Below are 21,856 nucleotides of genomic sequence, written 5' to 3'. Positions count from 1 at the left end.
GCCACCGCGGAGGGGGCGGCGCCCGATGGCCGGTCTTTCACCCGAACCATGGCATGCTCGGCGCCAAACCCACCCGGAACCTTCGCCATGCGCCTGTTCACCCGTGTCCTGCCCCTGATGCTGCTGGCCTCCCTGCTGTCCGGCTGCGGCTACAACGCGATCCAGCAGAAGGATGAAGCGGTCAAGGCCAGCTGGTCCGAAGTGCTCAACCAGTACAAGCGCCGCGCCGACCTGGTGCCCAACCTGGTGCAGACCGTGAAGGGCTTCGCCAGCCAGGAAGAGCGCGTGCTGACCGAAGTCACCAACGCCCGCTCGCGTGTCGGCCAGATCAACGTCAACGCCGATGACGAAGCCTCGCTCAAGCAGTTCCAGCAGGCCCAGGGCGAACTGGGTAGCGCGCTGTCGCGGCTGCTGGTCGTCACCGAGAACTACCCGGTGCTCAAGTCCGACCAGAACTTCCGTGACCTGCAGGCCCAGCTGGAAGGCACCGAGAACCGCATCACCGTCGCCCGTGGCCGCTACATCCAGCAGGTGCAGGACTACAACACCTACATCCGCTCGTTCCCGCAGGTGATCACCGCAAAGCTGTTCGGCTACAAGACCAAGCCGAACTTCACCGTAGACAACGAAGCGCAGATCTCCACCGCACCGGCGGTGGATTTCGGCAACGCGCCGCAGCAGCCGGCACCGCAGCCGGGCCACTGACCGATGCGCCTGGCCACTGCGCTGCTGGCCCTGCTGCTGTGGCTGCCGCTGGCGTCGCAGGCGCAGCAGCTGGCGCCGATTCCGGCGCTGGATTCGCCGGTGGTCGACACCACCGGCACGCTGGACGCCGCGCAGAAGCAGGCGCTGGTGCAGCAGGCGCTGGATCTGCAGCAGCGCAAGGGCAGCCAGCTGCAGGTGCTGGTGGTGCCCACGACGCAGCCGGAGGACATCGCGCAGTACACGACGCGGGTCTTCGACCAGTGGCAGATCGGCCGCAAGGGCGTGGATGACGGCGTGCTGCTGGTGGTGGCCAAGGATGACCGGCGTGTGCGCATCGAGCCGGGCTATGGTCTTGAAGGCGCCATCCCCGATGCCATCGCCAACCGCGTCATCCAGGAATATCTGGTGCCACGCTTCCGCAGTGGCGACTACGCCGGCGGCATCACCGATGCCACCGCCGTACTGGTCGGGCTGATCGACGGCGAGTCGCTGCCGGCGCCGGTCAGTGGCCAGCGCGGGCGGGAGGCCGACGGCGGTGGCGATACCTGGATCCTGGCGTTGTTCATCGGCGTGTTCGCAGGCACGGTGCTGCGGGGCGTGTTCTCGCGGGTGCCGCGGCCGGTGCGCGGGCTGCTCGGAGGTGCGGGTGCGGCGGTTGCTGCCTTCCTGTTCACCTCCACCCTGCTGGCCAGTGGCCTGGCCGGCGTTGTCGGGCTGGTGGTGGCGATGCTGTCCGGCCATCCCGGCCGCTTTGCCGGCGGCAGTGGCTGGGGCGGCGGCAGCTGGGGCGGCGGTGGTGGTTTCGGGGGCGGCGGCGGTTTCGGCGGCGGAGGCGGCTGGGGCGGCGGCGGTGGCCGTTCCGGCGGCGGTGGTGCTTCGGGAGGTTGGTGATGATCCGTCGTCTTTGCCGTCATCTGTTCTCGCCCTCGGTACGACGGGCGTTTCCCCCCGCCACGCTGCAGGCGATCACCGCGGCCATCGCTGCCGGTGAGCAGCGCCACGGCGGCCAGGTGATGTTCGCTGTCGAAGCCGACCTGCCGCTGCACGCGGTCTGGCGCGGAATCACGCCGCGCCAGGCGGCGGAGCAGGCATTCGCCCACCTGCGCACCTGGGATACCCGGCACAACAACGGCGTACTGATCTACCTGCTGCTGGCCGACCACGCCATCGAGATCGTCGCCGACCGGGGCCTGAGCGACCGGGTCAGCGCGGCGCAGTGGCAGCGGGTGTGCACCCACCTGCGCGAAGGCCTGCGCGGCGCCAGTCCGGTGGATGCGCTGCGCGATGCGATCGACGAAGTCTCCAGCCTGGTGGAAGGGCACTTTCCGGCCTCGACGCGGTCGGAGGATGACGCGCTCCCGAATGCGCCGCAGATCCTGGGCTGAGCCCCGGTCCCGGGCCGGGTCGGGGCGCTAAAATACCCGTACTCCTGCCAGGCGTCTTCCATGATCTATTTCCACGACATCGACCCCATCGCCCTCTCGCTGGGGCCGATCAAGGTGCATTGGTACGGCATCATGTACCTGCTGGGTTTCACCGCCGCCTGGCTGCTCGGTCGTCGCCGGATCGCCGCCGGGCGCCTGCCCGGCGTCGATGCCAACGGATTCTCCGACCTGTTGTTCTACGCCATGCTGGGCGTCGTGCTGGGCGGGCGCATCGGTTACATGCTGTTCTACGCGCTGGGCGATTTCCTGCACAACCCGCTGCTGCTGTTCAAGGTATGGGACGGCGGCATGAGCTTCCACGGTGGCCTGCTCGGCGTGCTCGGCGCCTGCTGGTGGTGGTCGCGCAAGCACAGGCTGCACTTCTTCGACACCATGGACTTCATGGCGCCGCTGGTGCCACTGGGCCTGGGTTTTGGCCGCATCGGCAACTTCATCGGCGCAGAGCTGTGGGGCAAGTACACCGACGGCAGCTGGGGCGTGGTGTTTCCGTCCGGCCTGCCGGCTCCGCTGAACCAGCTTGACCACGCGACCCTGCAGGCGCAGTTCGCGACCGGCGCGCTGAACCAGTACGCACGCCACCCCTCGCAGCTGTATGAAGCCTTCCTCGAAGGGCTGGTGATGTTCGTGGTGCTGTGGGCGGTGTCGGCGAAGCCACGCCATCGCTATCTGGTGGGGGGGCTGTTCGCGCTGATGTACGGTGTCTTCCGCTTCGCGGTGGAATTCGTGCGCATGCCCGACAACGGCATCTACGTAGCGTTCGACTGGCTCACCCGCGGCCAGATCCTCAGCCTGCCGCTGATCGCGCTGGGCCTGGTGCTGCTGGCGATGTCGCGCCGCGCACCGGTACTGCAGCCGCAGCCGCTGGCGGTGGAGGGCAAGGCATGAAGGCCTACCTGGACCTGCTCTCGCACGTGCTGGAGCACGGGACGGAGAAGAGCGACCGCACCGGTACCGGCACCCGCAGCGTGTTCGGCTGGCAGATGCGCTTCGACCTCAACGAAGGTTTCCCGCTGGTCACCACCAAGAAACTGCACCTGCGCTCGATCATCCACGAGCTGCTGTGGTTCCTGAAAGGCGATACCAACATCGGCTACCTGAAGGACAACCAGGTACGGATCTGGGACGAATGGGCCGACGGCAACGGTGATCTTGGCCCGGTGTACGGCAAGCAGTGGCGCAACTGGGCTACTGCTGACGGTCGTGAGATCGACCAGATGCAGTGGCTGGTGGACGAGATCAAGCGCAACCCCGATTCGCGGCGGCTGGTGGTCAGCGCCTGGAACGTGGGCGAGCTCTCGCAGATGGCGCTGATGCCCTGCCACAACCTGTTCCAGTTCTACGTGGCCGATGGCAGGCTCAGTTGCCAGTTGTACCAGCGCAGCGGCGACATCTTCCTCGGCGTGCCGTTCAACATCGCCAGCTATGCGCTGCTGACCCACATGGTTGCGCAGGCCACCGGCCTGGGCGTGGGCGACTTCGTGCATACGCTGGGCGATGCGCACCTGTACTCCAACCATTTCGAGCAGGCCCGTGAGCAGCTGGCGCGCGAACCGCGCGCGCTGCCGAAGCTGTGGTTGAACCCGGAGGTGACCGATCTGTTCGGCTTCCAGTTCGACGACATCCGCATCGACGGATACGATCCACATCCGGCGATCAAGGCGCCGGTGGCGGTGTGAGCGCGATGAAGCTTTCGATGATCGTGGCGCTGGATCGCAATCGTGGCATCGGCCAGGGCAATGCCATGCCCTGGTACCTGCCGGATGACTTCAAGCACTTCAAGGCGCTCACCCTGGGCAAGCCGATCCTGATGGGGCGCAGGACGGCCGAGTCGATCGGCCGCGTGCTGCCGGGGCGGACCAACCTGGTGCTGACCCGCAGCGGTCAGGTGCCGTTCGAGGGCATGCGCGCGGTGGCCTCGCTGGACGAAGCGAAGGCGATCGCTGAAGGCGAGGGGGCCCGTGAGCTGTGTGTCATCGGAGGCGGCGAGATCTTCCGCCAGCTGCTGGACCAGGCCAGTGACCTGTACCTGACCTGGGTCGATGCCGAAGTGCCGGCCGACACCCATTTCCCGCAGGTGGACCCGCAGCTGTGGCGGGAAACAAGCAGTGAGCCGCATCCGGCCGACGAACGCCACGCTTATGCGTTCCGCTTCGCGCATTACGTGCGCCGCTGATCGCCGCACCTGTGGAGCCGAGCCATGCTCGGCTCCCTGAGGGCTCAGCCCTGCGGCGGTGTGCTGGTGCTGTTGCCGCCCCCCGTACCGCCACTACCACCACCACCGCGCCGACGGCGGCGACGTGGGCTGCGGTTGCCCGGGTTGGCAGCGGTGTTTCCGCCGCCCTGTTCCTTGCCCTGTGCCGCAGCGGTGGACCGCTCGTGGGCCGGTCGCGCCGGCGGCCGGGCATTCGGAACCGGAGCAGGTACATCGCGGCCGGGCACCTGCACCACGCGCAGCTCATCGGTATCGAGCTGGATCGCGGTCAGCTTGCCGCCCCACACCGCGCCGGTGTCGATGGCGTGCACGCCCTGGGTGATGGTCAGGCCCAGCGCCGACCAATGGCCGCATACGACCTTCAGGTCGCGCTCGACCCGGCCGGGCACTTCAAACCACGGATACAGTCCCTGTTCCTGCGTGCCCGGCGTGCCCTTGTCCTCGATGCCGATGCGTCCGCGCGGAGTGCAGTAGCGCATGCGGGTGAGCACGTTGATGATCGCCCGCGAACGGTCGTAGCCGGACAGGTTCGGTGCCCAGCTTGGCTTGTCGCCATACATGTTGCGGAACAGCTTGCGGTAGCCCGCGCCGTGCAGTTGCACTTCGACTTCGGCCGCATGCTTTTCGGCCATCTGCGTGGTCCACTTCGGCGCCAGGCCGGCGTGCACCATCATCCAGCCCATCTCGCGGTCCACATGCACCAGCTTCTGCAGGCGCAGCCAGTCCAGAAGTTCGTCGCGGTCCTCGGCCTGCACGATGCGCAGCAGGTCCGGATTGACCTTGCGCTGCTCTTCCTCGGTGCGTGCACCGACCGCCAGCAGCGAAAGATCGTGATTGCCCAGCACGACCACGCTGTGCTCGCGCAGCGAATGCACCAGCCGCAGCGTTTCCAGGGATTGACCACCGCGGTTGACCAGATCGCCGCAGAACCACAGGGTGTCCTGCGCGGGGTCGAAGCGGAGCTTCTCCAGCAGTCGCTGGGTCACGTCATAGCAGCCCTGCAGGTCGCCGATCGCCCACACACTCATCGTCCGGCCTCCGTGTCAGTGCAGGGTACGTGGGATGGCCAGCACGAACGGTGCGACCGGCGCGGCGAATTCGGTGCCGTCATCGGCGACCATGTCGTAGTGGCCCTGCATGGTCCCGTGATCGGTCGCCAGCATGACACCAGACGTGTAGTGGAAGTCTTCACCGGGACGCAGCCGTGGCTGCTCACCGATCACACCTTCGCCATCGACGTGCTCGACGCGGCCGTTGGCATCGGTGATGCGCCAGTGGCGCGCGACCAGCCGCGCGGCCACCCGGCCCTGGTTGTGGATGCGGATCGTATAGGCGAACGCATAGCGGCCGTCTTCCGGCACGGACTGTTCATCGAGGAATCGCGGTGCGACTTCGACGGAAATGGCGTAAACGTCAGCGTCTTCCATACCGGCAGTGTAATCAGGAGGCATTGGCCAGGGCGATGAATTCGGCCACGTCCAGCTGTTCGGCACGGGCATCGGGGCGCACGCCGGCAGCGGCGAACTGGTCGGCCGACACCACGTTGTTCAGTGCGTTGCGCAGGGTCTTGCGGCGCTGGCCGAAGGCGGCCTTGACCACTTCGGCGAAGCGGGCGTGGTCATGGATGCCAACCGTGGCCGGATCATGCGGCACCAGCCGCACCACGGCCGAATCGACCTTCGGCGGTGGCCGGAACGCACCCGGCGGCACCACGAACAACGAGGTAACGGTGCAGTAGGCCTGCAGCATCACGCTGAGGCGGCCGTAGACCTTGCTGCCGGGGCCGGCTGCCATGCGGTCGACCACTTCCTTCTGCAGCATGAAGTGCATGTCGCGGACCACGGCGGCATGTTCCAGCGCATGGAACAGGATAGGCGAGGATATGTTGTAGGGCAGGTTGCCGACCAGACGGATCGGCTGTCCGGCCGCCAGTTCGGTGAAGTCCACGCGCAGTACGTCGCGGTGGACGATGGTCAGCTCGCCCAGCGGCTCGGCGGCGGCGGTCAGCGGCGCGATCAGGTCGCGGTCGAACTCGATCACCGTCAGTGCCGGATGCACGCGCAGCAGCGGCAGCGTGATCGCTCCCTGGCCGGGGCCGATCTCGACCAGGCGGTCACCGTCCTTGGGATTGACCGCCATCACGATCTTGTCGATGTAGTGGCGATCGGCCAGGAAATGCTGGCCAAGCTGCTTCTTGGCCGGGGCGGTGAACACCGGGCCGGAGGGGGAATGCGGGGAATTCATGCGCTCAGTGTACGTTGCCGCGCAAGCTGCGCACACAGCGTCGTTGCCGCCTGCAGGCTGGATGGATCGGCAATGCCGCGGCCGGCCAGGTCCAGCGCGGTACCGTGATCGACAGCGACGCGCGGGTAGGGCAGGCCCAGGGTCAGGTTCACGGCCTGCTCGAAGCCGGAGTACTTCAGCACCGGCAGGCCCTGGTCGTGGTACATGGCCAGGACCGTATCGAAACCTGCCAGCTTGCCTGGCAGGAACGCGGTGTCGGCCGGCAGCGGCCCGACCAGATCCATGCCTTCAGCGCGCAGGCGCTGCAGCAGTGGGATGACCAGATCCAGTTCCTCGCGGCCGAGGTGACCGTCTTCACCGGCGTGCGGGTTCAGGCCGAGCACGGCGATGCGCGGCGATGCCAGCCCGAACTCGCGGCGCAGCGCGGCGTGCACGGTGCGCAGGGTGTGCTCCAGGCCGGGTGCGGTGATCGCATCGGCGACCTCACGCAGCGGCAGGTGGGTGGTGGCCAGGGCCACGCGCACGATGTGATTGGCCAGCATCATCACCACCTTCACCCCAGCCTGGTCGGCCAGCAGTTCGGTGGTGCCGCTGTAGGCGATGCCGCCCTCGTTAATGACCGCCTTGTGCACCGGGCCGGTGACCACGCCGTGCAGCTCGCCCGACAGGCAGGCCTGGCCGGCGCCGAGCAGGGCGCCGATGACCGCGCCGGCATTGGCCGGATCGGCGTGGCCGAAGCGGCTCGGGACGGCATTGGCCACGACGCGCAGACGCAGGTCGCCCGGGAAGCGGGCTTCTGCCTCCTCGGGCAGCAGTTGCAGGGGCAGGTCCAGCGCGGCGGCGGCGGCGCGCAGGGTATCCGGGTCGGCGAAAGCCAGCAGCCGGCAATCATCGCGCGGCTGCTGGATCAGGCGGATGCACAGCTCCGGGCCGATCCCGGCGGGCTCGCCCGGTACCAGAGCGAGCTCGGGGCGCATCGGTCAGGACTGCGGCGGCGTCGCGGTGTTTTCCGCGCGGTCACCGCTGCGGAAGCTGACGTAGGCTTCGCCACGCAGCTCCTGCAGGAAACGGTTGTATTCGTCTTCCAGCTTGCGGCGGCCGATGGTTTCGCGGACCTGCGCACGCTGGTTGTCGTTGGTCACGTCGGTCTGGCGGGTCGCCACGCGCTGCACGATGTGCCAACCGGCGTCGGTGCGGAACGGCTGGCTGACACCGCCGTCCTGCACGCTCTGGACCTGCTGGCCGAAGGCCGGACCGAACGCATCGGCCGGGAACCAGCCCAGATCGCCGCCTTGGCCCTTGCTGTTGTTGTCCTCGGACGACTCCCTGGCCACCGTCTGGAAGTCGGCGCCGCCGGCAATGCGGGCACGCAGGGTGTCGATCTTGGCCTTGGCGGCCGCATCGGTCTGGTTGTCGTCCACGCGCACCAGGATGTGGCGGCCGTGGAACTCGGTGACGGTATGGGTGCCGGCGGCGGCGCTGGAATCGCGCACTTCCACCAGCTTCAGCAGCTGGAAGCCGCTCGGACCACGGATCGGGCCAACCACGTCACCGGCATTCATCTTTTCCATTAGCTGCGCGAACGCGGCCGGGATCTCGTCCATGCTGCGCCAGCCCAGGTCGCCGCCTTCCAGTGCATTGGGGCTGTCCGAGTAACGTACGGCGGCGGCATTGAAGTCCAGCTCACCCTTGTCCAGCAGGGCCTTCACGCCGTCGGCCTTCTTCTGGCCGGTGGCGATCTGCTCGGCATTGGCGCCGTCGGGCAGGGCGATCAGGATGTGCGCCAGGTGGTACTGGTTGCCGGCGGTGGCCTGCTGCTTCAACGCGGCATCGACTTCGCCCTCGCTGACGCTGATGCGGCTCTGCGCGAAGCTCTGGCGCAGGCGCTGCACGGTGATCTCGTCACGCACCGAGGCGCGGAAGTCGTTGAAATCGATGCCGTCACTTGCCAGGCGCTGGCGCAGCGCGTCCAGATTGGAACCATTCTGCTGGGCGATGGCATTCATCGCCTGGTTCAGCTCCTGGTCGCTGACGCGGATGCCGCTGCCCTGCGCACGGGCCACCTGCAGCTTGACCAGCACCAGGCGCTCGAGCACCTGCCGGCTGAGTACGTCATCCGGCGGCAGCTGGGCCTCGCGGCCGGCGTACTGCGCCTTGATGTTGGCGATGGCGCGCTGGAGTTCGCTCTGCAGGATCACGTCCTCATCGACGACAGCGGCGATGCGGTCCAGCGGCTGCGCCTCCTGGGCAAGTACCTGCAGGGGGGCGGACACGCTGGACACCGCCAGCAGCGAGGCGAGAAGAACGGGGAAGCGCTTGGTCATGGGATCAGATTCGGATCGTAGTCGTCCCGGGTCGTCCCGGTATTGCTGGGGGGCACGAGATAGAGGTCGTCGCGGTTGTAGCCGAGGATAGCACGGCGCAGGGTGCGGTCCGTGTCCTGGCCCAGGGAGCTGAGGCCCTTCAGCACGAACTCCAGCTGGATGGAATTGTTCAGCTCGCCCTCGCGGTTGCGCACGTAGCGGCGGGCCACCGCGCGCACGGCCAGGCAGCAGCTGTCCCACTGGACGCCACCGATGATTTCCAGCGGCTTCTTGTCTTCCAGCGAGTAGTAGTAGCGGCCGACCAGGCTCCAGCGGGGGTTCAGCGGGTACAGGAACGACAGGTCGGCCTGCTTCAGCAGGTCGGTGCCGTCCGGGTTGATGCGGTGGCGGTAGGTCAGGTTGACCACGCCATCGTTGGGCATCAGGTAACGGGCGCGGAAGCTGGCCAAGTCCTCACGCTTGTATTTGGGGTCCCACTGGTAGGTCGCGCTGAGGGTCCAGCGGTCGTTGACCATGTAGTTGGCATCGGCGATCCAGGCCGACTTGCCCTTTTCCACCGGCGGGCCACCCGGCACGGCGGTCACCCGCGATTCGTCGAAGTACTGGATCTGGCCGATGGCCGCCGAGAACCGCTCGCGGCCGGTGGTCTGGTCGATGAAGCGGGTGCCCAGCGCCATGGTCAGCTGGTTGGCGTCGTTCTGGCGGTCGGCGCCGGTATAGCGCGAGTCGCGGAACAGCTGGCCCCAGCTGAAGGTGAAGTCACGGGTATCGAAGATCGGCAGCTCGTCCTGGTTGCGGTAGGGCGTGCGCAGGTAGAACAGGCGCGGTTCCAGGGTGTGCAGGAACGAGCGGCCGCCGATGGTGGTCTCGCGGTCGAAGAACAGGCCGGCATCGATGCTGCCGATCGGCAGGCTGCGGCTGGGCGAGGTGTTGCCGCGCAGCTGCTCGGGGGTAGCGGTGGCCGGATCAACGCCCTGCGAAACCAGCACATTGCGGCGGATGCTGTCGGCCAGCTGCCGGTCCAGGTCGTAGGCGGTGTAGCGGTAGGCCAGGGTCGGGGTCACGTACCAGGCCGCACCGCTGAACGGCAGCGACACATAGGGTTTCACGTCCAGGCGTGCGCCGCCGTACATCCGCTGGGTCTGGCCGGTACGGGTGTACTCAAGGTCCGGTCCGGCCTCGGGGCCGTACTTGAAGTTGATGTCTTCATGGGTGAAGCGCACGGCTTCGGCGTACACGCCGGTTTCCAGCCACGACAGGACCGGCTTGTCCCAGTTGAAGTACAGGCGCGGCTGGCGGTTGTAGGCCAGCGCGCTCTCGTTGAGCGTGTAGTCGGTCAGCTGCCAGCGGTCGGCCATGATTCCGGCCGTCCAGTTCTGGCCGGTACCGTACAGGCCAACGGTGCTCTGCAGGTTCGAGGCGGTCACGCCCACCAGGCGGTTGGCGAAGTCCTCGACGTAGCGCTCGTCGCTGACCCAGGCCAGGTTGGCACGTGCCTGCCAGTGGCTGTCCACGTTGTGATAGCCGCTGAACATGACACGGCCGCGATCGCGGTCGCGCAGCTTGTCGTTGGGGATGTAGGCGGTCAGCAGTTCGCCGCGGCCGCCGTTGTAGAGGTAGCGGAACTCGTTGTCGAGCATCAGGCCGCGCCGGCTCATGTAGCGCGGCATCAGCGTGTCGTCGTAGTTCGGTGCCAGGTTCAGGTAGATCGGCTGGGTGTAGTCGAACCCGTTGCGCCCGGACATGCCCAGCTGCGGGAACAGCAGGCCGGTCTTGCGCCGGTCGTCGATCGGGAACTTGAAGTACGGTGCCCACAGCACCGGCACCTTGCCGATGCGCAGCACGGCATTGCGCGCCGTGCCGAAGCCCTCGTCGTTGTCCACTTCGATCTGCGGCGCCGACAGCTTCCACACCGGCTGCGACGGGTCGCAGGTGGTGTAGGTGGAGCGGTGCATCTGCCCGACCGCGCCCTGCAGGTCGACCGATTCGGCGTCGCCGTTGCCACGGCGGGACACCAGCTGGTACTGGATGTCGGTGATCTTGTGGGTGTCGCTTTCCTGGTTGCCCTCGGCGCGCTTGGCGACCATGCGGATCGACGCGTCCTGGTAGCGGACATTGCCATCGGCGATGTAGTTGCCGGACTCGGTGTCGAAGCTGAGCTTGTCGGTGCCGACGAACTGGTCGCCGCGACGCAGGGCGACGTTGCCCTCGTACTGCGGCACCGTGGTGGTACCCAGCAGCTGATCGCCCTCGATATCGGTCGGCTGCTGCTCGCGCGCGGCGCTGGCGGCGGCCTTGTCCTGGCCCGGAACCGGGGTCGGGGCGTCGGTGAACGCGGGAATGACGTCGGAAGCCGGGCACAGGCCCCAGTTGAGCGGCTTATCATCGGCCATCGCCGGCAGGCAGACGGCGATGCTCAGAGGCAGGGGAAGCAGGCGGAGGGCTCGGCGCACGCGGTTCGGATTCGGGCGAAAACGGACGGTAGCTTGCCCCATCCCTTGCATAGGGGCAATGAAGGCGGCCCGGTCGCACCGGTTCGGGTTCATCCAGCCGGGGGGGACGCCGCCGGCGACATCAGGGCCTGCACGTGGGCCACGCTGCATTCGGCCAGGGCCTGCAGGTCGTAGCCGCCCTCCAGCATCGACACCACCCGGCCGGCCGCGTGGCGACGCGCCAGCGCATGCAGTTCGCGGGTGATCCAGGCGAAATCCTCGGTCTCCAGCATCAGATCCGCCTGGGGGTCGCGCAGATGGGCGTCGAAGCCTGCCGAGATCAGCATCAGCTGCGGGCGGAAGTCGTCGATGGCCGGCAGCATCTCGTCGGCCCAGACATTGCGGAAGCGGAATCCGCCACTGCCCGGCGGCAGCAGGATGTTCATCAGATTGCCCGCGCCACGGTCACGGCGCAGGCCGGAGTTGGGGAACAGGCCGGCCTGGTGGGTGCTGTAATACGACACCCGTGCGTCGTGCTGGAAGATGTCCTGGGTGCCGTTGCCATGGTGGACGTCGAAGTCGACCACCGCGATCCGCTCCAGCCCGTGGCGGTCGCGCGCGTAGGCTGCAGCGATGGCGATGTTGTTGAGCAGGCAGAAGCCCATGGCCGTGCTGCTGGTGGCATGGTGACCCGGCGGGCGCACCGCGCAGAACGCCAGCGGGTCCGCGCCCAGCATCACCGCATCCACCGCGGCCACACCGGCACCGGCAGCATGCACCGCCGCGCTGGCCGAGCCGGGCGAGGTCCAGGTGTCCATGTCCAGCTGGCGCAGGGGCACGGTCTGCGGTTGCAGCACGAAGTCGAGCAGGGCGCTGTCGTGGACCCGGCTCAACTCGCCGAACTTTGCGGGTGGGGCCTCGCGCCAGTCCAGCTGGCCGGGGAATGCGCCGCGCAGGGCGTCGAGCACGCCCTGCAGCCGTTGCGGGCATTCGGGATGGCCCGGACCGGGATCGTGCAGCAGGCAGGACGGATGGGTGAAGACCAGCATCGTACGGACTCAGCCCTGCCGGTGCTGGGGTTGCCAGAGCGCCTCGCCCTGCCCATCGGCGCGGGCCAGCACCCGGGCCAGCACGAACAGCAGGTCCGACAGCCGGTTGAGATACTGCAGCGCTTCGCTGCGCACGTTCTCATGGCGGGACAGCGTCACCGTCTCGCGCTCGGCGCGGCGGACGATGGTCCGTGCCAGGTGGCAGCGTGCGGCGGCTTCGCCACCGGCGGGCAGGATGAACTCCTTCAGCATCGGCAGCGTGGTGTTGTAGTGGTCCAGCTGCTGTTCCAGCGCCGAGACATCGGCGGCATGGATCGCGGCATGGCCGGGGATGCACAGCTCGGCGCCCAGGTCGAACAGCTGGTGCTGCAGATGGACCACCAGCGCGCGCACGTCGTCCGGAAGCGGTGCGGCCAGCAGCAGGCCCAGCGCCGCGTTGGCTTCGTCGACGGTGCCGTAGGAGGCGACGCGGGCATCGTCCTTGGCTACGCGCTGGCCATCGCCCAGTCCGGTGCTGCCGTCGTCACCGGTGCGGGTGTAGATGCGCGAGAGGCGATGGCCCATGGCGCAGCTCAGTGCCGGATGTCGCGACGGGCCTGCTGGAGCTTGAGCACCTGCTCCACGGCCAGTTGCAGGGCGGCGGCCAGCGCCACGTAGATCGCCGTGGTCCGCAGGTAGGGGCCGAACCACTGTGCGTAGTTCTGCGCCCAGCCCGCCAGCGTCGGCTCGGCAACGTTGCGGGTGGTCCAGTAGAAGCCCCCCTGCGCAAGCAGGTGGCACAGCGCCACCGAGGCCACCAGCAGGAGCGCACCCTTGGCCAGCACCGGCCAGCGCGCGCCGCGGTAGTTGTGGCCCAGCAGCATGCCGCCGGCCCACAGCGAGAAGTACGCCGGCAGCAGCAGCCAGTAGCCGGGCGACACGCAGTAGTGCTGCCAGAAATCCAGCCCCGCGCTGCGGATCACGATCCAGTCGACCAGCACCGCGAACAGCATCAGCAGCGGAAAGGCCCAGCGCGTCCAGCGCGCGAGGTAGAAACCGCCGATGAAGAACACCGCCCAGGAGGCATCGGGGATCGCCGCGAAGTGGTTGACCCGGGTCGCCGCCAGCAACAGCACGAGCACGGACAGGACGAAGGCGCGATTGGCGGTGTCGGACATGGCGGCGGGCCCGGAGCGGATTCAGCTTTCATTCTAGCCCGCCGCGCGGGTTGGCGCAGGCAGCGTCGCGTTCGGTGTACAGCCGGGGCGAGCGCGTATCATGAACGCCATGAGTGAACGACATGACGTGCTGATCGTCGGCGGCGGACTGGTGGGTGCCAGCCTCGCCATCGCCCTGGACCGCCTGGGCCGCGACGTGGGCCTGATCGAGGCCAGCGCTGCCGGTGGACTGCCGGCGGTGTTCGACCAGCGCAACCTCAGTTTCGCCGCCGCCACCGTCAACGCGCTGACCGCGCTGGGGGTGATGCAGAAGCTGGCGATGGCGCCGGGACCGATCCGTCGCATCCATGTCAGCCGCGCCGGTGACTTTGGCCGGGTGCAGCTCGATGCGGCCGATTACAACCGGCCGTGGTTCGGCCAGGTGGTGGTCGCACGTGACTTCGGTCATGCGCTTGAGGCACGCCTGCAGGAACTGCCGCGGCTGCGGCGTTACCGGCCGATGCGTTTCCTCGGCCTGGGCGGGGTGGTGGAGGGCTGTCGCCAGGTGCATGTGGCCGACGCCGCCGGCGAGCGCACGCTGCTGGCACGGCTGGTGGTCGGTGCCGATGGCACGGCCAGTGCGGTGCGGGAGGCGCTGGCCATCGAGGTCGACCGCCACGATTTCCAGCAGACCCTGTTCGTAGCCCGCGTGCGCAGCCAGCGCGCGCCCGACGGCACGGCCTGGGAGCGCTTCACCGATACCGGCCCGACGGCCCTGCTGCCGCGTGGCGACCGCCATTTCGGCACGGTGCATGGGGTGGCGCGCCAAGACGCCGACGCGGTGATGGCGCTGGACGACGCAGCGTGGCTGCAGCGCCTGCAGCATGCCATCGGCTGGCGTGCCGGGCGTCTGCTGGAGTCGGGTCCGCGCAGTGCCTACCCGCTGATCCAGGTGCTGGCGCGTGCCCTGGCAGGCGAGCGCGCGGTGCTGCTCGGCAATGCCGCACAGACCATCCATCCGTTGGGCGCGCAAGGCTTCAACCTGGGCCTGCGCGATGCGCTGACCCTGGCCGAACTGCTGGAAGACGATGCAGGCGATGCCGGCAGTGATGCGCTGCTGCGTGCGTATGTGGCCCGTCGGGAAGAGGATCGCCAGCAGACGGTGGCGTTCTCCGGAGGACTGGCGCGCCTGACCAGCAATCCTGCGCCGTTGATGCGCCCGTTGCGCAGTCTCGGCCTGGTGGCCGCGCAGCGCGGTTCGGTGCAGTCGATGCTGGTCGGCGGGGCGATGGGTTTCCGTGGCGTCGTGCCGCGACTGTGCCGCGGAGAAGCCGCATGAACCGCCGCGCGCGCCTGGACGTGGTCATCGTGGGAGGCGGCGTGGTCGGTGCCGCGTGTGCACTGGCGCTGGCCGATGCGGGGCTGGCCGTCGCCCTGGTGGAGGGCCGTGAGCCCGCGCCTTGGCAGGCATCGCAGCCGGACCTGCGCGTGTTCGCCTTCGCGGCTGACAACGTGCAGCTGCTGGACCGTCTCGGCGTGTGGCCTGCGATCGTACAGGCGCGGGCCTGGCCGTATCGCCGCATGCAGGTATGGGATGCCGCGGGAGGCGAGGACCTGCTGTTTGATGCCGACCGTCTAGGGCGTCGCGAGCTGGGCTTCATCGTCGAGAACGGGCTGTTGCAGGATCGCCTGTGGGCGGCACTGCCGGCGGCCGGGGTGCAGCTGCATTGCCCGGCACGGGTGGAGGCGCTGGAGCAGGACGAGGAAGGGGTGCGACTGCGCCTGGATGACGGACGCAGGCTGGAAGCGGCCCTCGCCGTGGCCGCCGATGGTGCCGAGTCGACGCTGCGCGAGCTGGCGGGCATCGACGTGGTGCGCCACGACTATCACCAGCGTGGCGTGGTGGCCTACGTCGACAGCGAGCTGCCCAACCAGGCTACGGCCTGGCAGCGTTTCCTGCCGACCGGTCCGCTGGCGCTGCTGCCGGTGGCCGAGCGCCGCAGCTCGATCGTGTGGACCTTGCCTGACGAAGAGGCGGTGCGCGTGCTGGCGCTGGAGGAGGAGGCATTCAATCGCGAACTGACCCGCGCCTTCGCCGCACGGCTGGGCGAACTGCGCCTGGTGTCGCCGCGCGCCGCGTTCCCGCTGCGCCGCCAGCTGGCCCGCCACTATGTGGCCGGCCGCGTGCTCGCACTCGGCGACGCCGCGCATGTGGTGCATCCCCTGGCCGGGCAGGGCGTGAACCTGGGGCTGCGGGATGTCGCTGCCCTGCGGCAATGGCTGGCGCCTTCAGCCGAGCGCCGTGGCCAGCCGCGCCTGTCGCCACAGCGCCTGCAGCGTTGGGCCCGCGAGCGGCGCAGCGACAACCAGGTGGCCGCCTACAGTTTCGATGCGATCAACCGCCTGTTCTCCAACGACGAGATGCACCTGACCCTGGCCCGTGGCCGCGCGCTGGGCTGCGTCGGCAAGTGGCCGCCACTGGTGCAGGCGTTCTGGAAGCGCGCCGCCGGCGTGTGACGACCCCGTTTGGCGGTTGATCCGCCGGTAGCGCCGGGCCGTGCCCGGCGAGCGCGCAGCGCGGTTCATGGAATCCGCCGGGCATGGCCCGTCGTTACCAGCAGCGGATCAATCAATCAGTGCGCCGGCCAGGTCGGCACGATCCAGCGCGGCAACGGGACGCCGTCCGGCGGATCATCAGGCCGGTCCCGCCGGGGTGGCCCGGCGCTACCCGCAGCGGATCAATCAATCAATCAGCGCGCCGGCCAGGTCGGCACGATCCAGCGCGGCAACGGGACGCCGTTCGGCGGATCATCAGGCCGGTAGCGCCGGGCCATGCCCGGCGGGATCCGTGAACCGGATCAATCAATCAGCCAGCCGGCCAGGTCGGCACGATCCAGCTTGCCGCGGCGCTTGCTGTCCAGCGCGGTGAACTCATCGGCCAGTGCAGGATTGGCCTGGGCCTCCGCGCGGCTGATGAAGCCATCACCGTCGGTATCCAGCGCGGCAAAGTGGATGCGGTACTGGCCGGTCACGCTGCTGGGTTCAACCGAGCGCACCGTGACCTGGGCCTCACCTGCGGGCATCGGAATATCGACACTGCCGGTGACTCGTCCGGCGTTCAAAGGCTGCTGGCGGATGGCTCCGCCGGTCGGACCCAGCGGTTGGCTCTGCGCGGGTGTGGGCGGCAGCTGCTGCGCCAGCACGGGGGAAGTGGCCAGCAGGGCAGCCAGCAGCACGGGCAAACGCGGACGGTACATGACGGACTCTTGGCAGGCGTTGACGGAAGCGTACCCGGGGCATCCTGTGCGGGCGATGACCCTGCCGCGCATCACCGCATCGGCGATGCCAGCACGGTGATCTCTTCGCGGTCGTGATAGAGCTGCTTGGCACGCACTTCCAGCGAGGTGCCAGCCTGCTCCTGGAACAGGTCCAGGCACAGCCGGGTCTCGTCCCAGCGCTTCTTCATCGGCAGTTTCAGATTGAAGATGGCATGCCTGCACCAGCCTTCGCGGAACCAGGTGGCCATGCGTTCGGCAACGCGACGCGGTTGCTCGACCATGTCGCACACCATCCAGTCCAGCGGCTGCTCCGGGTGCCAATGGAAGCCATCCGCGCGCAGGTGCTCGACCAGGCCGGTATCCAGTACGTGCTGGCGCAGGGGGCCGTTGTCGATGCTCAGCACCTGCATGTGCTGGCGGGTCAACACCCAGGTCCAGCCGCCCGGTGCCGCCCCCAGGTCGGCCGCGCGCATGCCGGGTTTCACCAGTGCCTCGCGTTCTTCCGGCGCCAGCAGCGTCAGCAGGGCTTCGTCCAGCTTCAGCGCCGAACGCGAGGGGGCCTCCGGCAGCAGTTTCAGGCGCGGAATGCCCAGTGCCCACGGTGCGCTGTCGGCGGGGTCGGCCACGCAGATGAAGGCGTGGGTGCCGTCGACGAACACCACGTGCAGGCGTGGCAGCCGTGCATTGGGCTTGTCGCTGAGCTTGCCGGCCTTGCGCAGCGCCGGGCGCAATGCGTTGCCGAACGCACGGGCGAGCCCGGACAGCGGCTTGCCGGCATCCGAATCCGGATGTTCGACCCAAAGATCACCAAAGCGTGGCGCATCGGCCAGCACCTCCAGCATCGGCGTGATGCGATCGGCCGGATCCAGCTGCGGCAGTTCAGCCAGCACCACCAGCTTCTGCCGCGCGAAGATCAGACCGCGCCACGGCAGCCGCGGTGCCAGCGCGGCCGCTTCGTCGCACATGAACAACACATAGCCGTCATTGCGCTGGGTACGTGCGTAGCCGGCGAAGCCTGCCTCACCGGCGCGGAACTGCAGTTCGCCGGCCAGCTCCGGCTCGAAGCCCTGCCGGCACAGGCACAGCAGGCCGATGCCGGTTTCAGTAACGGGCGCCATCGCTTTCCCCATAGACGCGCAGCACGCTGCGTGCGGCGTCGCGGTTCAGGCCCTGCACCACCTCGATGCCACGCTTGTTGAGCTCGCCCACCCAGTCGGCCGGCAGCGGGCCTTCGTCGAACGGGGTCAGTTCCTCCACATCGGCGGCACTGGCGCCGATCAGCAGGCGGTCGATGCCGGCCCACACCGTAGCGCCGTAACACTGGCAGCACGGCTGCGAGCTGGTGGCCAGGGTGACCGGCGACAGCACGGCATTCAGGCGCGGTGTCTGCAGGCGCTGCTGGGCCAGCATGTAGGCCATGTTCTCGGCATGTGCCAACGAGGTGGCATGCGGCATCACCCGGTTCACACCGGCGGCGATCACCTTGTCGTCCGGACCGAACACCACGGCGCCGAACGGGCCGCCGCTGGCGTGCTCGACGTTCTGGCGCGACAGCTCGATGGCCAGCGCGACCTTGGCCTCATCGCCCGGATATCGACGATCCAGGTCGATCTGGTCGTGGATCCAGGCGGGAAGGGTCAGGTGGACTTGCGCATACAGCATCGCGGGGGTGCCTCGTGTGGGATGGGAAAAGTGCGGTTGCTTGGGAAACCGGCGCGCAGTGTAGCCGCACCGGCCTGTACCGGGTGTAGGCGCGTCAGCCGGGTGAGCCGGTGCGGATCACCACGTACTGCTTGCGGAACTCCAGCCCGGCCTGCGGCCAACTGGCGGCATACGCGCGCAGCAATGGCAGGGCAGGGGCGAAGTCGTGGCCATTGACCCGGCAATCGGCCTCGCACAGGCCATCGGCATCGCGCGAGGCGAACAGGCGGATGGCAAGGAACTGGCGCGCTTTCAGCAGCTCGTCGAAGGCGTCCATGCTCCTGGTGAACAGGCAGCAGGGGCAGGAACCGTGGTCGTCCTCACTGCATGTGGCGACCTCCACCTCCTGCGCGCGGTAGTGGGCCAGCGGCCCCAGCACGACGGTGCGCCCGTGGTCCTTGCCGTCATCACCTGCTGGATAGGTCAGGCCCATCATCGGCAGGCCCTGCGCGTCGTCGGCGCCCACTGCGGTCTGCAGGGTGGCCAGGTCCACCCGCACCCAGGCCTGGAAGCCGGACAGCAGCGAGGCCTGCTCATCGGCGCCGTTGGCGTGCTGGTACTCGAACAGGCCATCGGCGAACAGGGTGGGGTGCTGCGCCTCGATGACCGTGGAGGTCTGCCAGCCACCGTTGTCGCGCGCGTGTGCCGCCATCGCATGCGGGGTCAGGCGCAGGCCGCTGTCCAGCAGCAGCGCGCCGCCGTCGACGCGGCTGGCGATGCCAGCGTCCTGCAGGACCTGCTGCAGCAGCGGGAGGAGGGCGGTGGACGTCGTGGTCATGTCAGGCCTGTGGATGGATCGGGTGGAGCATCCAGGCCGGGCCGGGTGCTAGTGATCGAGTGCTTCGCGTTCTGCGCGATATCGCCGTGCGTCGGACTGCTGCTGCGGATCGTTGCCATGGTCACGCAGCCAGGTATCCAGTTCGCGGCGATAGTCCGCGCGGAAATCGGCGTTGCCCGGGCTGAAGTGCAGCTTGCGTGCGGCTACCTCCACCCGCTCGCGCGCGCTGGCACGGGCCTGGGCGATGCCGTGCGGTGATTCGGTGGTGAGGATGACGAAGTTGCGCGGAAAGCCCGGCGTGTACTTCACCACGAACGGCTGGTCCTGAGCCGGGATGCGGATCGCGTTCTCCAGCGGCCACAGCGAGGCGGTGTTGGTGTGGAACACCACCTCCACGTCGCGACCCTCGGCGGTGCGCAGCACCGCTTCGTAGCGCCAGATGTACTGTTCGTTGAGCGTGGAATTGGTTTCCTCGGCCTTCACGATCACCGCTTCACCGCGCTCGCCCACCGCATTGAGGAAAGTGGCGTTGAGGAAGCTGCCGAGGAAGATGTTGAGCATCGCCAGCGGAAACACCACGATGGCGTAGACCGGTGAACGCCGCCACCACGATACCAGCGCGGCCAGCCCCATTGCTGCAAAGAACGTCAGCAGCGGATGCTGCGAGATGAACCAGAGCAGGGCGGACAGGGCGGTGATCATCGTCGCGGGCGGGCGGGCGCCGTGTCGGCGCCCGCGCAGGTCCTCAGGCCGACCAGGTATCGCGCAGCGTCACGCTGCGGTTGAACACCGGCTTGGCTTCGGTGTGGTCGCGGCGGTCGGCAACGAAGTAGCCGGTGCGTTCGAACTGGAACGACTGCTCCGGCGCGGCGCTGGCCGCGGCCGGCTCGACATAGCCGGTGACGGTGCGGCGCGATTCCGGATTGAGGTAGTCGCGGTAGGTCCTGCCTTCCGACTCGTCGTCCGGGTTCGGCACCGAGAACAGCCGGTCGTACAGGCGGATCTCGGCCGGAACGCCGTGCACGGCGCTGACCCAGTGAATGGTGCCCTTGACCTTGCGGTTGGCCCCTTCCATGCCGGGGCGCGACTCCGGATCCAGCCAGCCGCGCAGCTCGTTGATGGTGCCGTCGGCATCCTTGAGCACCTCATCGCAGCGGATGATGCCGGCACCACGCAGGCGCACTTCGCCGCCCGGCACCAGGCGCTTCCAGCCCTTCGGCGGTACTTCGGCGAAGTCCTCGCGGTCGATCCAGACCTCGCGCGCGAACGGCACCTGACGGCTGCCGAAGCTCTCGTCCTTCGGATGGTTGCTGAAGGTGAGCTGTTCTTCATGGCCTTCGGGCAGGTTGGTCAGTACCAGCTTGAGCGGGTCGACCACGGCCATGCGGCGCGGTGCGGCGCCATCGAGGTCTTCGCGCAGCGCGCCTTCCAGCACGCTGAAGTCGATCAGCGAGTTCTGCTTGCTGATGCCCACGCGTTCGGCGAACAGGCGCATTGCCGCCGGGGTGTAGCCGCGGCGACGCAGTCCCTGCAGGGTCGGCATGCGCGGGTCCTCCCAGCCGTCCACCAGCTGCTCGGTGACCAGCGCCATCAGCTTGCGCTTGCTCATCACCGTGTAGTTGATGTTCAGGCGCGAGAATTCGATCTGGCGCGGCTTGGCGGCTTCGCGCGGCAGGCCGGCATCGACCAGCGGCTGGGTCAGTGCGTCGTCATGGGCGAAATCGACGTTGTCCACACACCAGTCGTAGAGCGGACGATGGTCCTCGAATTCCAGGGTGCACAGCGAGTGGGTGATGCCCTCGATCGAATCGCCCAGCGCATGCGCGAAGTCGTACATCGGGTAGATCGGCCACGCATTGCCCGTGTTCTGGTGCTCGACATGCTTGATGCGGTACAGCGCCGGATCGCGCAGGTTGATGTTGCCGCTGGCCATGTCGATCTTCGCGCGCAGGGTGCGCGCACCGTCCGGGAATTCACCGGCACGCATGCGCCGGAACAGGTCGAGGTTCTCCTCGACACTGCGCTCGCGCCACGGCGAGGGACGGCCCGGCTCGGTCAGGGTGCCACGGTAGGCACGCACTTCCTCGGCCGACAGGTCACACACATAGGCCTTGCCCTGCTCGATCAGCTTCTCGGCGGCGAGATAGTAGGCCTGGAAGTAATCGGAGGCGTGGCGCAGTTCGTTCCACTCGAACCCCAGCCAACGGACATCATCCTGGATGGCGGCCACGTACTCCGGGTCTTCCTTGGCCGGATTGGTGTCGTCGAAGCGCAGGTTGCATACGCCGCTGAACTCGCCGGCAATGCCGAAGTTCAGGCAGATCGACTTGGCATGGCCGATGTGCAGGTAGCCGTTCGGCTCCGGCGGAAACCGGGTCTTGATCGCCTGGTGCTTTCCGCTGGCCAGGTCCTCGCGCACGATCTGGCGGATGAAATCGCGCTTTTCGTGGCTGTCGGCGGGGGTCTCGGGGCTGGCGGGGGTGTGCTCGGACATGAGGCTGGGCGAAAAAGGGCAGAAAGACCAACAGTCTAGCGCGTAAGGGGAAGGGCTG

General features: G+C 68.1%; 22 protein-coding genes and 1 pseudogene. 8 read left to right on the top strand and 15 right to left on the bottom strand.

Features of this window, described 5'->3' with window-relative positions; all coding sequences use genetic code 11:
- The first annotated feature begins 87 nt into the window (after positions 1-87).
- Genes N7367_RS17785 through N7367_RS17760 form a run of 6 tightly spaced genes read left to right on the top strand, consistent with a single transcriptional unit; the run spans position 88 to position 4,323 of the window.
- Positions 88-705 carry a LemA family protein gene (locus tag N7367_RS17785; RefSeq protein WP_065175795.1) on the top strand — a complete coding sequence of 206 codons (618 nt, stop codon included), beginning with the start codon at positions 88-90 and terminating at the stop codon, positions 703-705.
- Between the two features lie 3 nt (positions 706-708).
- Positions 709-1,596, top strand: coding sequence for a TPM domain-containing protein (locus N7367_RS17780; protein WP_279942914.1), 888 nt, complete (start codon positions 709-711; stop codon positions 1,594-1,596).
- A complete protein-coding gene (locus tag N7367_RS17775) occupies positions 1,596-2,090 on the top strand; it encodes a TPM domain-containing protein (RefSeq protein ID WP_065182836.1) in 495 nt (164 codons plus the stop codon). Before N7367_RS17780 ends, N7367_RS17775 begins: the two co-directional genes overlap by 1 nt.
- A gap of 60 nt (positions 2,091-2,150) precedes the next feature.
- Positions 2,151-3,035 (top strand): prolipoprotein diacylglyceryl transferase, encoded by an 885-nt coding sequence (gene lgt, locus N7367_RS17770; protein ID WP_065182837.1) that lies wholly within the window; start codon positions 2,151-2,153, stop codon positions 3,033-3,035.
- Complete coding sequence (locus N7367_RS17765; protein ID WP_279942913.1) at positions 3,032-3,826, top strand: thymidylate synthase; 795 nt, start codon at positions 3,032-3,034, stop codon at positions 3,824-3,826. The genes lgt and N7367_RS17765 overlap by 4 nt, the downstream gene beginning before the upstream one ends.
- 5 nt (positions 3,827-3,831) lie before the next feature.
- The gene (locus tag N7367_RS17760) at positions 3,832-4,323 is read left to right on the top strand and encodes a dihydrofolate reductase (RefSeq protein WP_279942912.1); all 492 of its coding nucleotides are present in this window, start codon (positions 3,832-3,834) and stop codon (positions 4,321-4,323) included.
- 44 nt (positions 4,324-4,367) lie between these two features.
- Here N7367_RS17760 and N7367_RS17755 read toward each other — a convergent pair whose 3' ends face one another.
- The 9 genes and pseudogenes from N7367_RS17755 to N7367_RS17715 all read right to left on the bottom strand — a co-directional run bounded on the left by N7367_RS17755 (position 4,368) and on the right by N7367_RS17715 (position 13,568).
- Positions 4,368-5,390 carry a symmetrical bis(5'-nucleosyl)-tetraphosphatase gene (locus N7367_RS17755; protein ID WP_279942911.1) on the bottom strand — a complete coding sequence of 341 codons (1,023 nt, stop codon included), beginning with the start codon at positions 5,388-5,390 and terminating at the stop codon, positions 4,368-4,370.
- Positions 5,391-5,405: 15 nt separating this feature from the next.
- Entirely contained in the window at positions 5,406-5,789 is a 384-nt protein-coding gene (gene apaG, locus N7367_RS17750) for a Co2+/Mg2+ efflux protein ApaG (RefSeq protein ID WP_279942910.1), read from the bottom strand.
- A 13-nt stretch (positions 5,790-5,802) separates the two neighbouring features.
- A complete protein-coding gene (gene rsmA / locus N7367_RS17745; RefSeq protein WP_279942909.1) occupies positions 5,803-6,606 on the bottom strand; it encodes a 16S rRNA (adenine(1518)-N(6)/adenine(1519)-N(6))-dimethyltransferase RsmA in 804 nt (267 codons plus the stop codon).
- Positions 6,603-7,583 (bottom strand): 4-hydroxythreonine-4-phosphate dehydrogenase PdxA, encoded by a 981-nt coding sequence (gene pdxA / locus N7367_RS17740; protein ID WP_253119352.1) that lies wholly within the window; start codon positions 7,581-7,583, stop codon positions 6,603-6,605. Before pdxA ends, rsmA begins: the two co-directional genes overlap by 4 nt.
- An 18-nt stretch (positions 7,584-7,601) precedes the next feature.
- Positions 7,602-8,930: pseudogene (locus tag N7367_RS17735) on the bottom strand (peptidylprolyl isomerase); the annotation flags it as partial.
- On the bottom strand, positions 8,927-11,383 hold the full coding sequence (gene lptD, locus N7367_RS17730) for an LPS-assembly protein LptD (protein WP_279942908.1): 2,457 nt from the start codon (positions 11,381-11,383) through the stop codon (positions 8,927-8,929). The pseudogene N7367_RS17735 and the gene lptD, both read right to left, overlap by 4 nt.
- A gap of 89 nt (positions 11,384-11,472) precedes the next feature.
- Positions 11,473-12,411, bottom strand: coding sequence for a histone deacetylase family protein (locus tag N7367_RS17725; RefSeq protein WP_065176230.1), 939 nt, complete (start codon positions 12,409-12,411; stop codon positions 11,473-11,475).
- Positions 12,412-12,420: 9 nt separating this feature from the next.
- The gene (locus tag N7367_RS17720; protein WP_180875727.1) at positions 12,421-12,975 is read right to left on the bottom strand and encodes a cob(I)yrinic acid a,c-diamide adenosyltransferase; all 555 of its coding nucleotides are present in this window, start codon (positions 12,973-12,975) and stop codon (positions 12,421-12,423) included.
- An 8-nt stretch (positions 12,976-12,983) separates the two neighbouring features.
- Positions 12,984-13,568 carry a hypothetical protein gene (locus N7367_RS17715; RefSeq protein WP_053519669.1) on the bottom strand — a complete coding sequence of 195 codons (585 nt, stop codon included), beginning with the start codon at positions 13,566-13,568 and terminating at the stop codon, positions 12,984-12,986.
- A 109-nt stretch (positions 13,569-13,677) separates the two neighbouring features.
- Here N7367_RS17715 and ubiH point away from each other — a divergent pair, with 109 nt between their 5' ends.
- Together ubiH and N7367_RS17705 are read left to right on the top strand one after the other, a co-directional pair.
- Positions 13,678-14,886, top strand: a complete 1,209-nt coding sequence (gene ubiH, locus N7367_RS17710) for a 2-octaprenyl-6-methoxyphenyl hydroxylase (protein WP_279942907.1) — start codon at positions 13,678-13,680, stop codon at positions 14,884-14,886.
- Complete coding sequence (locus tag N7367_RS17705; protein WP_065176233.1) at positions 14,883-16,064, top strand: UbiH/UbiF family hydroxylase; 1,182 nt, start codon at positions 14,883-14,885, stop codon at positions 16,062-16,064. Before ubiH ends, N7367_RS17705 begins: the two co-directional genes overlap by 4 nt.
- A 341-nt stretch (positions 16,065-16,405) precedes the next feature.
- Here the strand turns inward: N7367_RS17705 and N7367_RS17700 are convergent, their stop codons facing one another.
- The 6 genes from N7367_RS17700 to N7367_RS17675 all read right to left on the bottom strand — a co-directional run bounded on the left by N7367_RS17700 (position 16,406) and on the right by N7367_RS17675 (position 21,798).
- Entirely contained in the window at positions 16,406-16,804 is a 399-nt protein-coding gene (locus tag N7367_RS17700) for a hypothetical protein (protein WP_065182845.1), read from the bottom strand.
- Positions 16,805-16,875: 71 nt separating this feature from the next.
- A complete protein-coding gene (gene rlmM / locus N7367_RS17695) occupies positions 16,876-17,943 on the bottom strand; it encodes a 23S rRNA (cytidine(2498)-2'-O)-methyltransferase RlmM (RefSeq protein ID WP_065176234.1) in 1,068 nt (355 codons plus the stop codon).
- A complete protein-coding gene (locus N7367_RS17690) occupies positions 17,927-18,487 on the bottom strand; it encodes a nucleoside deaminase (protein WP_279942906.1) in 561 nt (186 codons plus the stop codon). Before N7367_RS17690 ends, rlmM begins: the two co-directional genes overlap by 17 nt.
- A 94-nt stretch (positions 18,488-18,581) precedes the next feature.
- Positions 18,582-19,304, bottom strand: a complete 723-nt coding sequence (locus N7367_RS17685; protein ID WP_279942905.1) for a DUF6348 family protein — start codon at positions 19,302-19,304, stop codon at positions 18,582-18,584.
- 48 nt (positions 19,305-19,352) lie between these two features.
- The gene (locus tag N7367_RS17680; RefSeq protein WP_065182847.1) at positions 19,353-20,006 is read right to left on the bottom strand and encodes a hypothetical protein; all 654 of its coding nucleotides are present in this window, start codon (positions 20,004-20,006) and stop codon (positions 19,353-19,355) included.
- 43 nt (positions 20,007-20,049) lie between these two features.
- Positions 20,050-21,798, bottom strand: a complete 1,749-nt coding sequence (locus tag N7367_RS17675; protein WP_279942904.1) for a glutamine--tRNA ligase/YqeY domain fusion protein — start codon at positions 21,796-21,798, stop codon at positions 20,050-20,052.
- Positions 21,799-21,856 lie beyond the last annotated feature (58 nt).

This window comes from Stenotrophomonas sp. GD04145, from assembly GCF_029835135.1.
GTDB classification, from domain to species: Bacteria; Pseudomonadota; Gammaproteobacteria; order Xanthomonadales; family Xanthomonadaceae; genus Stenotrophomonas; species Stenotrophomonas maltophilia_P.
The sequence above is the reverse complement of the archived record's forward strand: the minus strand, read 5'-3'. Positions and strand labels throughout refer to the sequence as shown.

Excerpts from the sequence above, each read along its gene's own strand:
- N7367_RS17725 (WP_065176230.1), bottom strand. The coding sequence starts at position 12,411 with ATGCTGGTCTTCACCCATCCGTCCTGCCTGCTGCACGATCCCGGTCCG.
- N7367_RS17760 (WP_279942912.1), top strand. The coding sequence starts at position 3,832 with ATGAAGCTTTCGATGATCGTGGCGCTGGATCGCAATCGTGGCATCGGC.
- ubiH (WP_279942907.1), top strand. The coding sequence starts at position 13,678 with ATGAGTGAACGACATGACGTGCTGATCGTCGGCGGCGGACTGGTGGGT.
- N7367_RS17685 (WP_279942905.1), bottom strand. The coding sequence starts at position 19,304 with ATGACCACGACGTCCACCGCCCTCCTCCCGCTGCTGCAGCAGGTCCTG.
- rlmM (WP_065176234.1), bottom strand. The coding sequence starts at position 17,943 with ATGGCGCCCGTTACTGAAACCGGCATCGGCCTGCTGTGCCTGTGCCGG.
- N7367_RS17775 (WP_065182836.1), top strand. The coding sequence starts at position 1,596 with ATGATCCGTCGTCTTTGCCGTCATCTGTTCTCGCCCTCGGTACGACGG.
- N7367_RS17785 (WP_065175795.1), top strand. The coding sequence starts at position 88 with ATGCGCCTGTTCACCCGTGTCCTGCCCCTGATGCTGCTGGCCTCCCTG.
- N7367_RS17755 (WP_279942911.1), bottom strand. The coding sequence starts at position 5,390 with ATGAGTGTGTGGGCGATCGGCGACCTGCAGGGCTGCTATGACGTGACC.
- N7367_RS17690 (WP_279942906.1), bottom strand. The coding sequence starts at position 18,487 with ATGCTGTATGCGCAAGTCCACCTGACCCTTCCCGCCTGGATCCACGAC.
- N7367_RS17765 (WP_279942913.1), top strand. The coding sequence starts at position 3,032 with ATGAAGGCCTACCTGGACCTGCTCTCGCACGTGCTGGAGCACGGGACG.
- pdxA (WP_253119352.1), bottom strand. The coding sequence starts at position 7,583 with ATGCGCCCCGAGCTCGCTCTGGTACCGGGCGAGCCCGCCGGGATCGGC.
- rsmA (WP_279942909.1), bottom strand. The coding sequence starts at position 6,606 with ATGAATTCCCCGCATTCCCCCTCCGGCCCGGTGTTCACCGCCCCGGCC.
- apaG (WP_279942910.1), bottom strand. The coding sequence starts at position 5,789 with ATGGAAGACGCTGACGTTTACGCCATTTCCGTCGAAGTCGCACCGCGA.
- N7367_RS17780 (WP_279942914.1), top strand. The coding sequence starts at position 709 with ATGCGCCTGGCCACTGCGCTGCTGGCCCTGCTGCTGTGGCTGCCGCTG.
- N7367_RS17700 (WP_065182845.1), bottom strand. The coding sequence starts at position 16,804 with ATGTACCGTCCGCGTTTGCCCGTGCTGCTGGCTGCCCTGCTGGCCACT.
- N7367_RS17715 (WP_053519669.1), bottom strand. The coding sequence starts at position 13,568 with ATGTCCGACACCGCCAATCGCGCCTTCGTCCTGTCCGTGCTCGTGCTG.
- N7367_RS17705 (WP_065176233.1), top strand. The coding sequence starts at position 14,883 with ATGAACCGCCGCGCGCGCCTGGACGTGGTCATCGTGGGAGGCGGCGTG.
- lgt (WP_065182837.1), top strand. The coding sequence starts at position 2,151 with ATGATCTATTTCCACGACATCGACCCCATCGCCCTCTCGCTGGGGCCG.
- N7367_RS17675 (WP_279942904.1), bottom strand. The coding sequence starts at position 21,798 with ATGTCCGAGCACACCCCCGCCAGCCCCGAGACCCCCGCCGACAGCCAC.
- N7367_RS17720 (WP_180875727.1), bottom strand. The coding sequence starts at position 12,975 with ATGGGCCATCGCCTCTCGCGCATCTACACCCGCACCGGTGACGACGGC.
- N7367_RS17680 (WP_065182847.1), bottom strand. The coding sequence starts at position 20,006 with ATGATCACCGCCCTGTCCGCCCTGCTCTGGTTCATCTCGCAGCATCCG.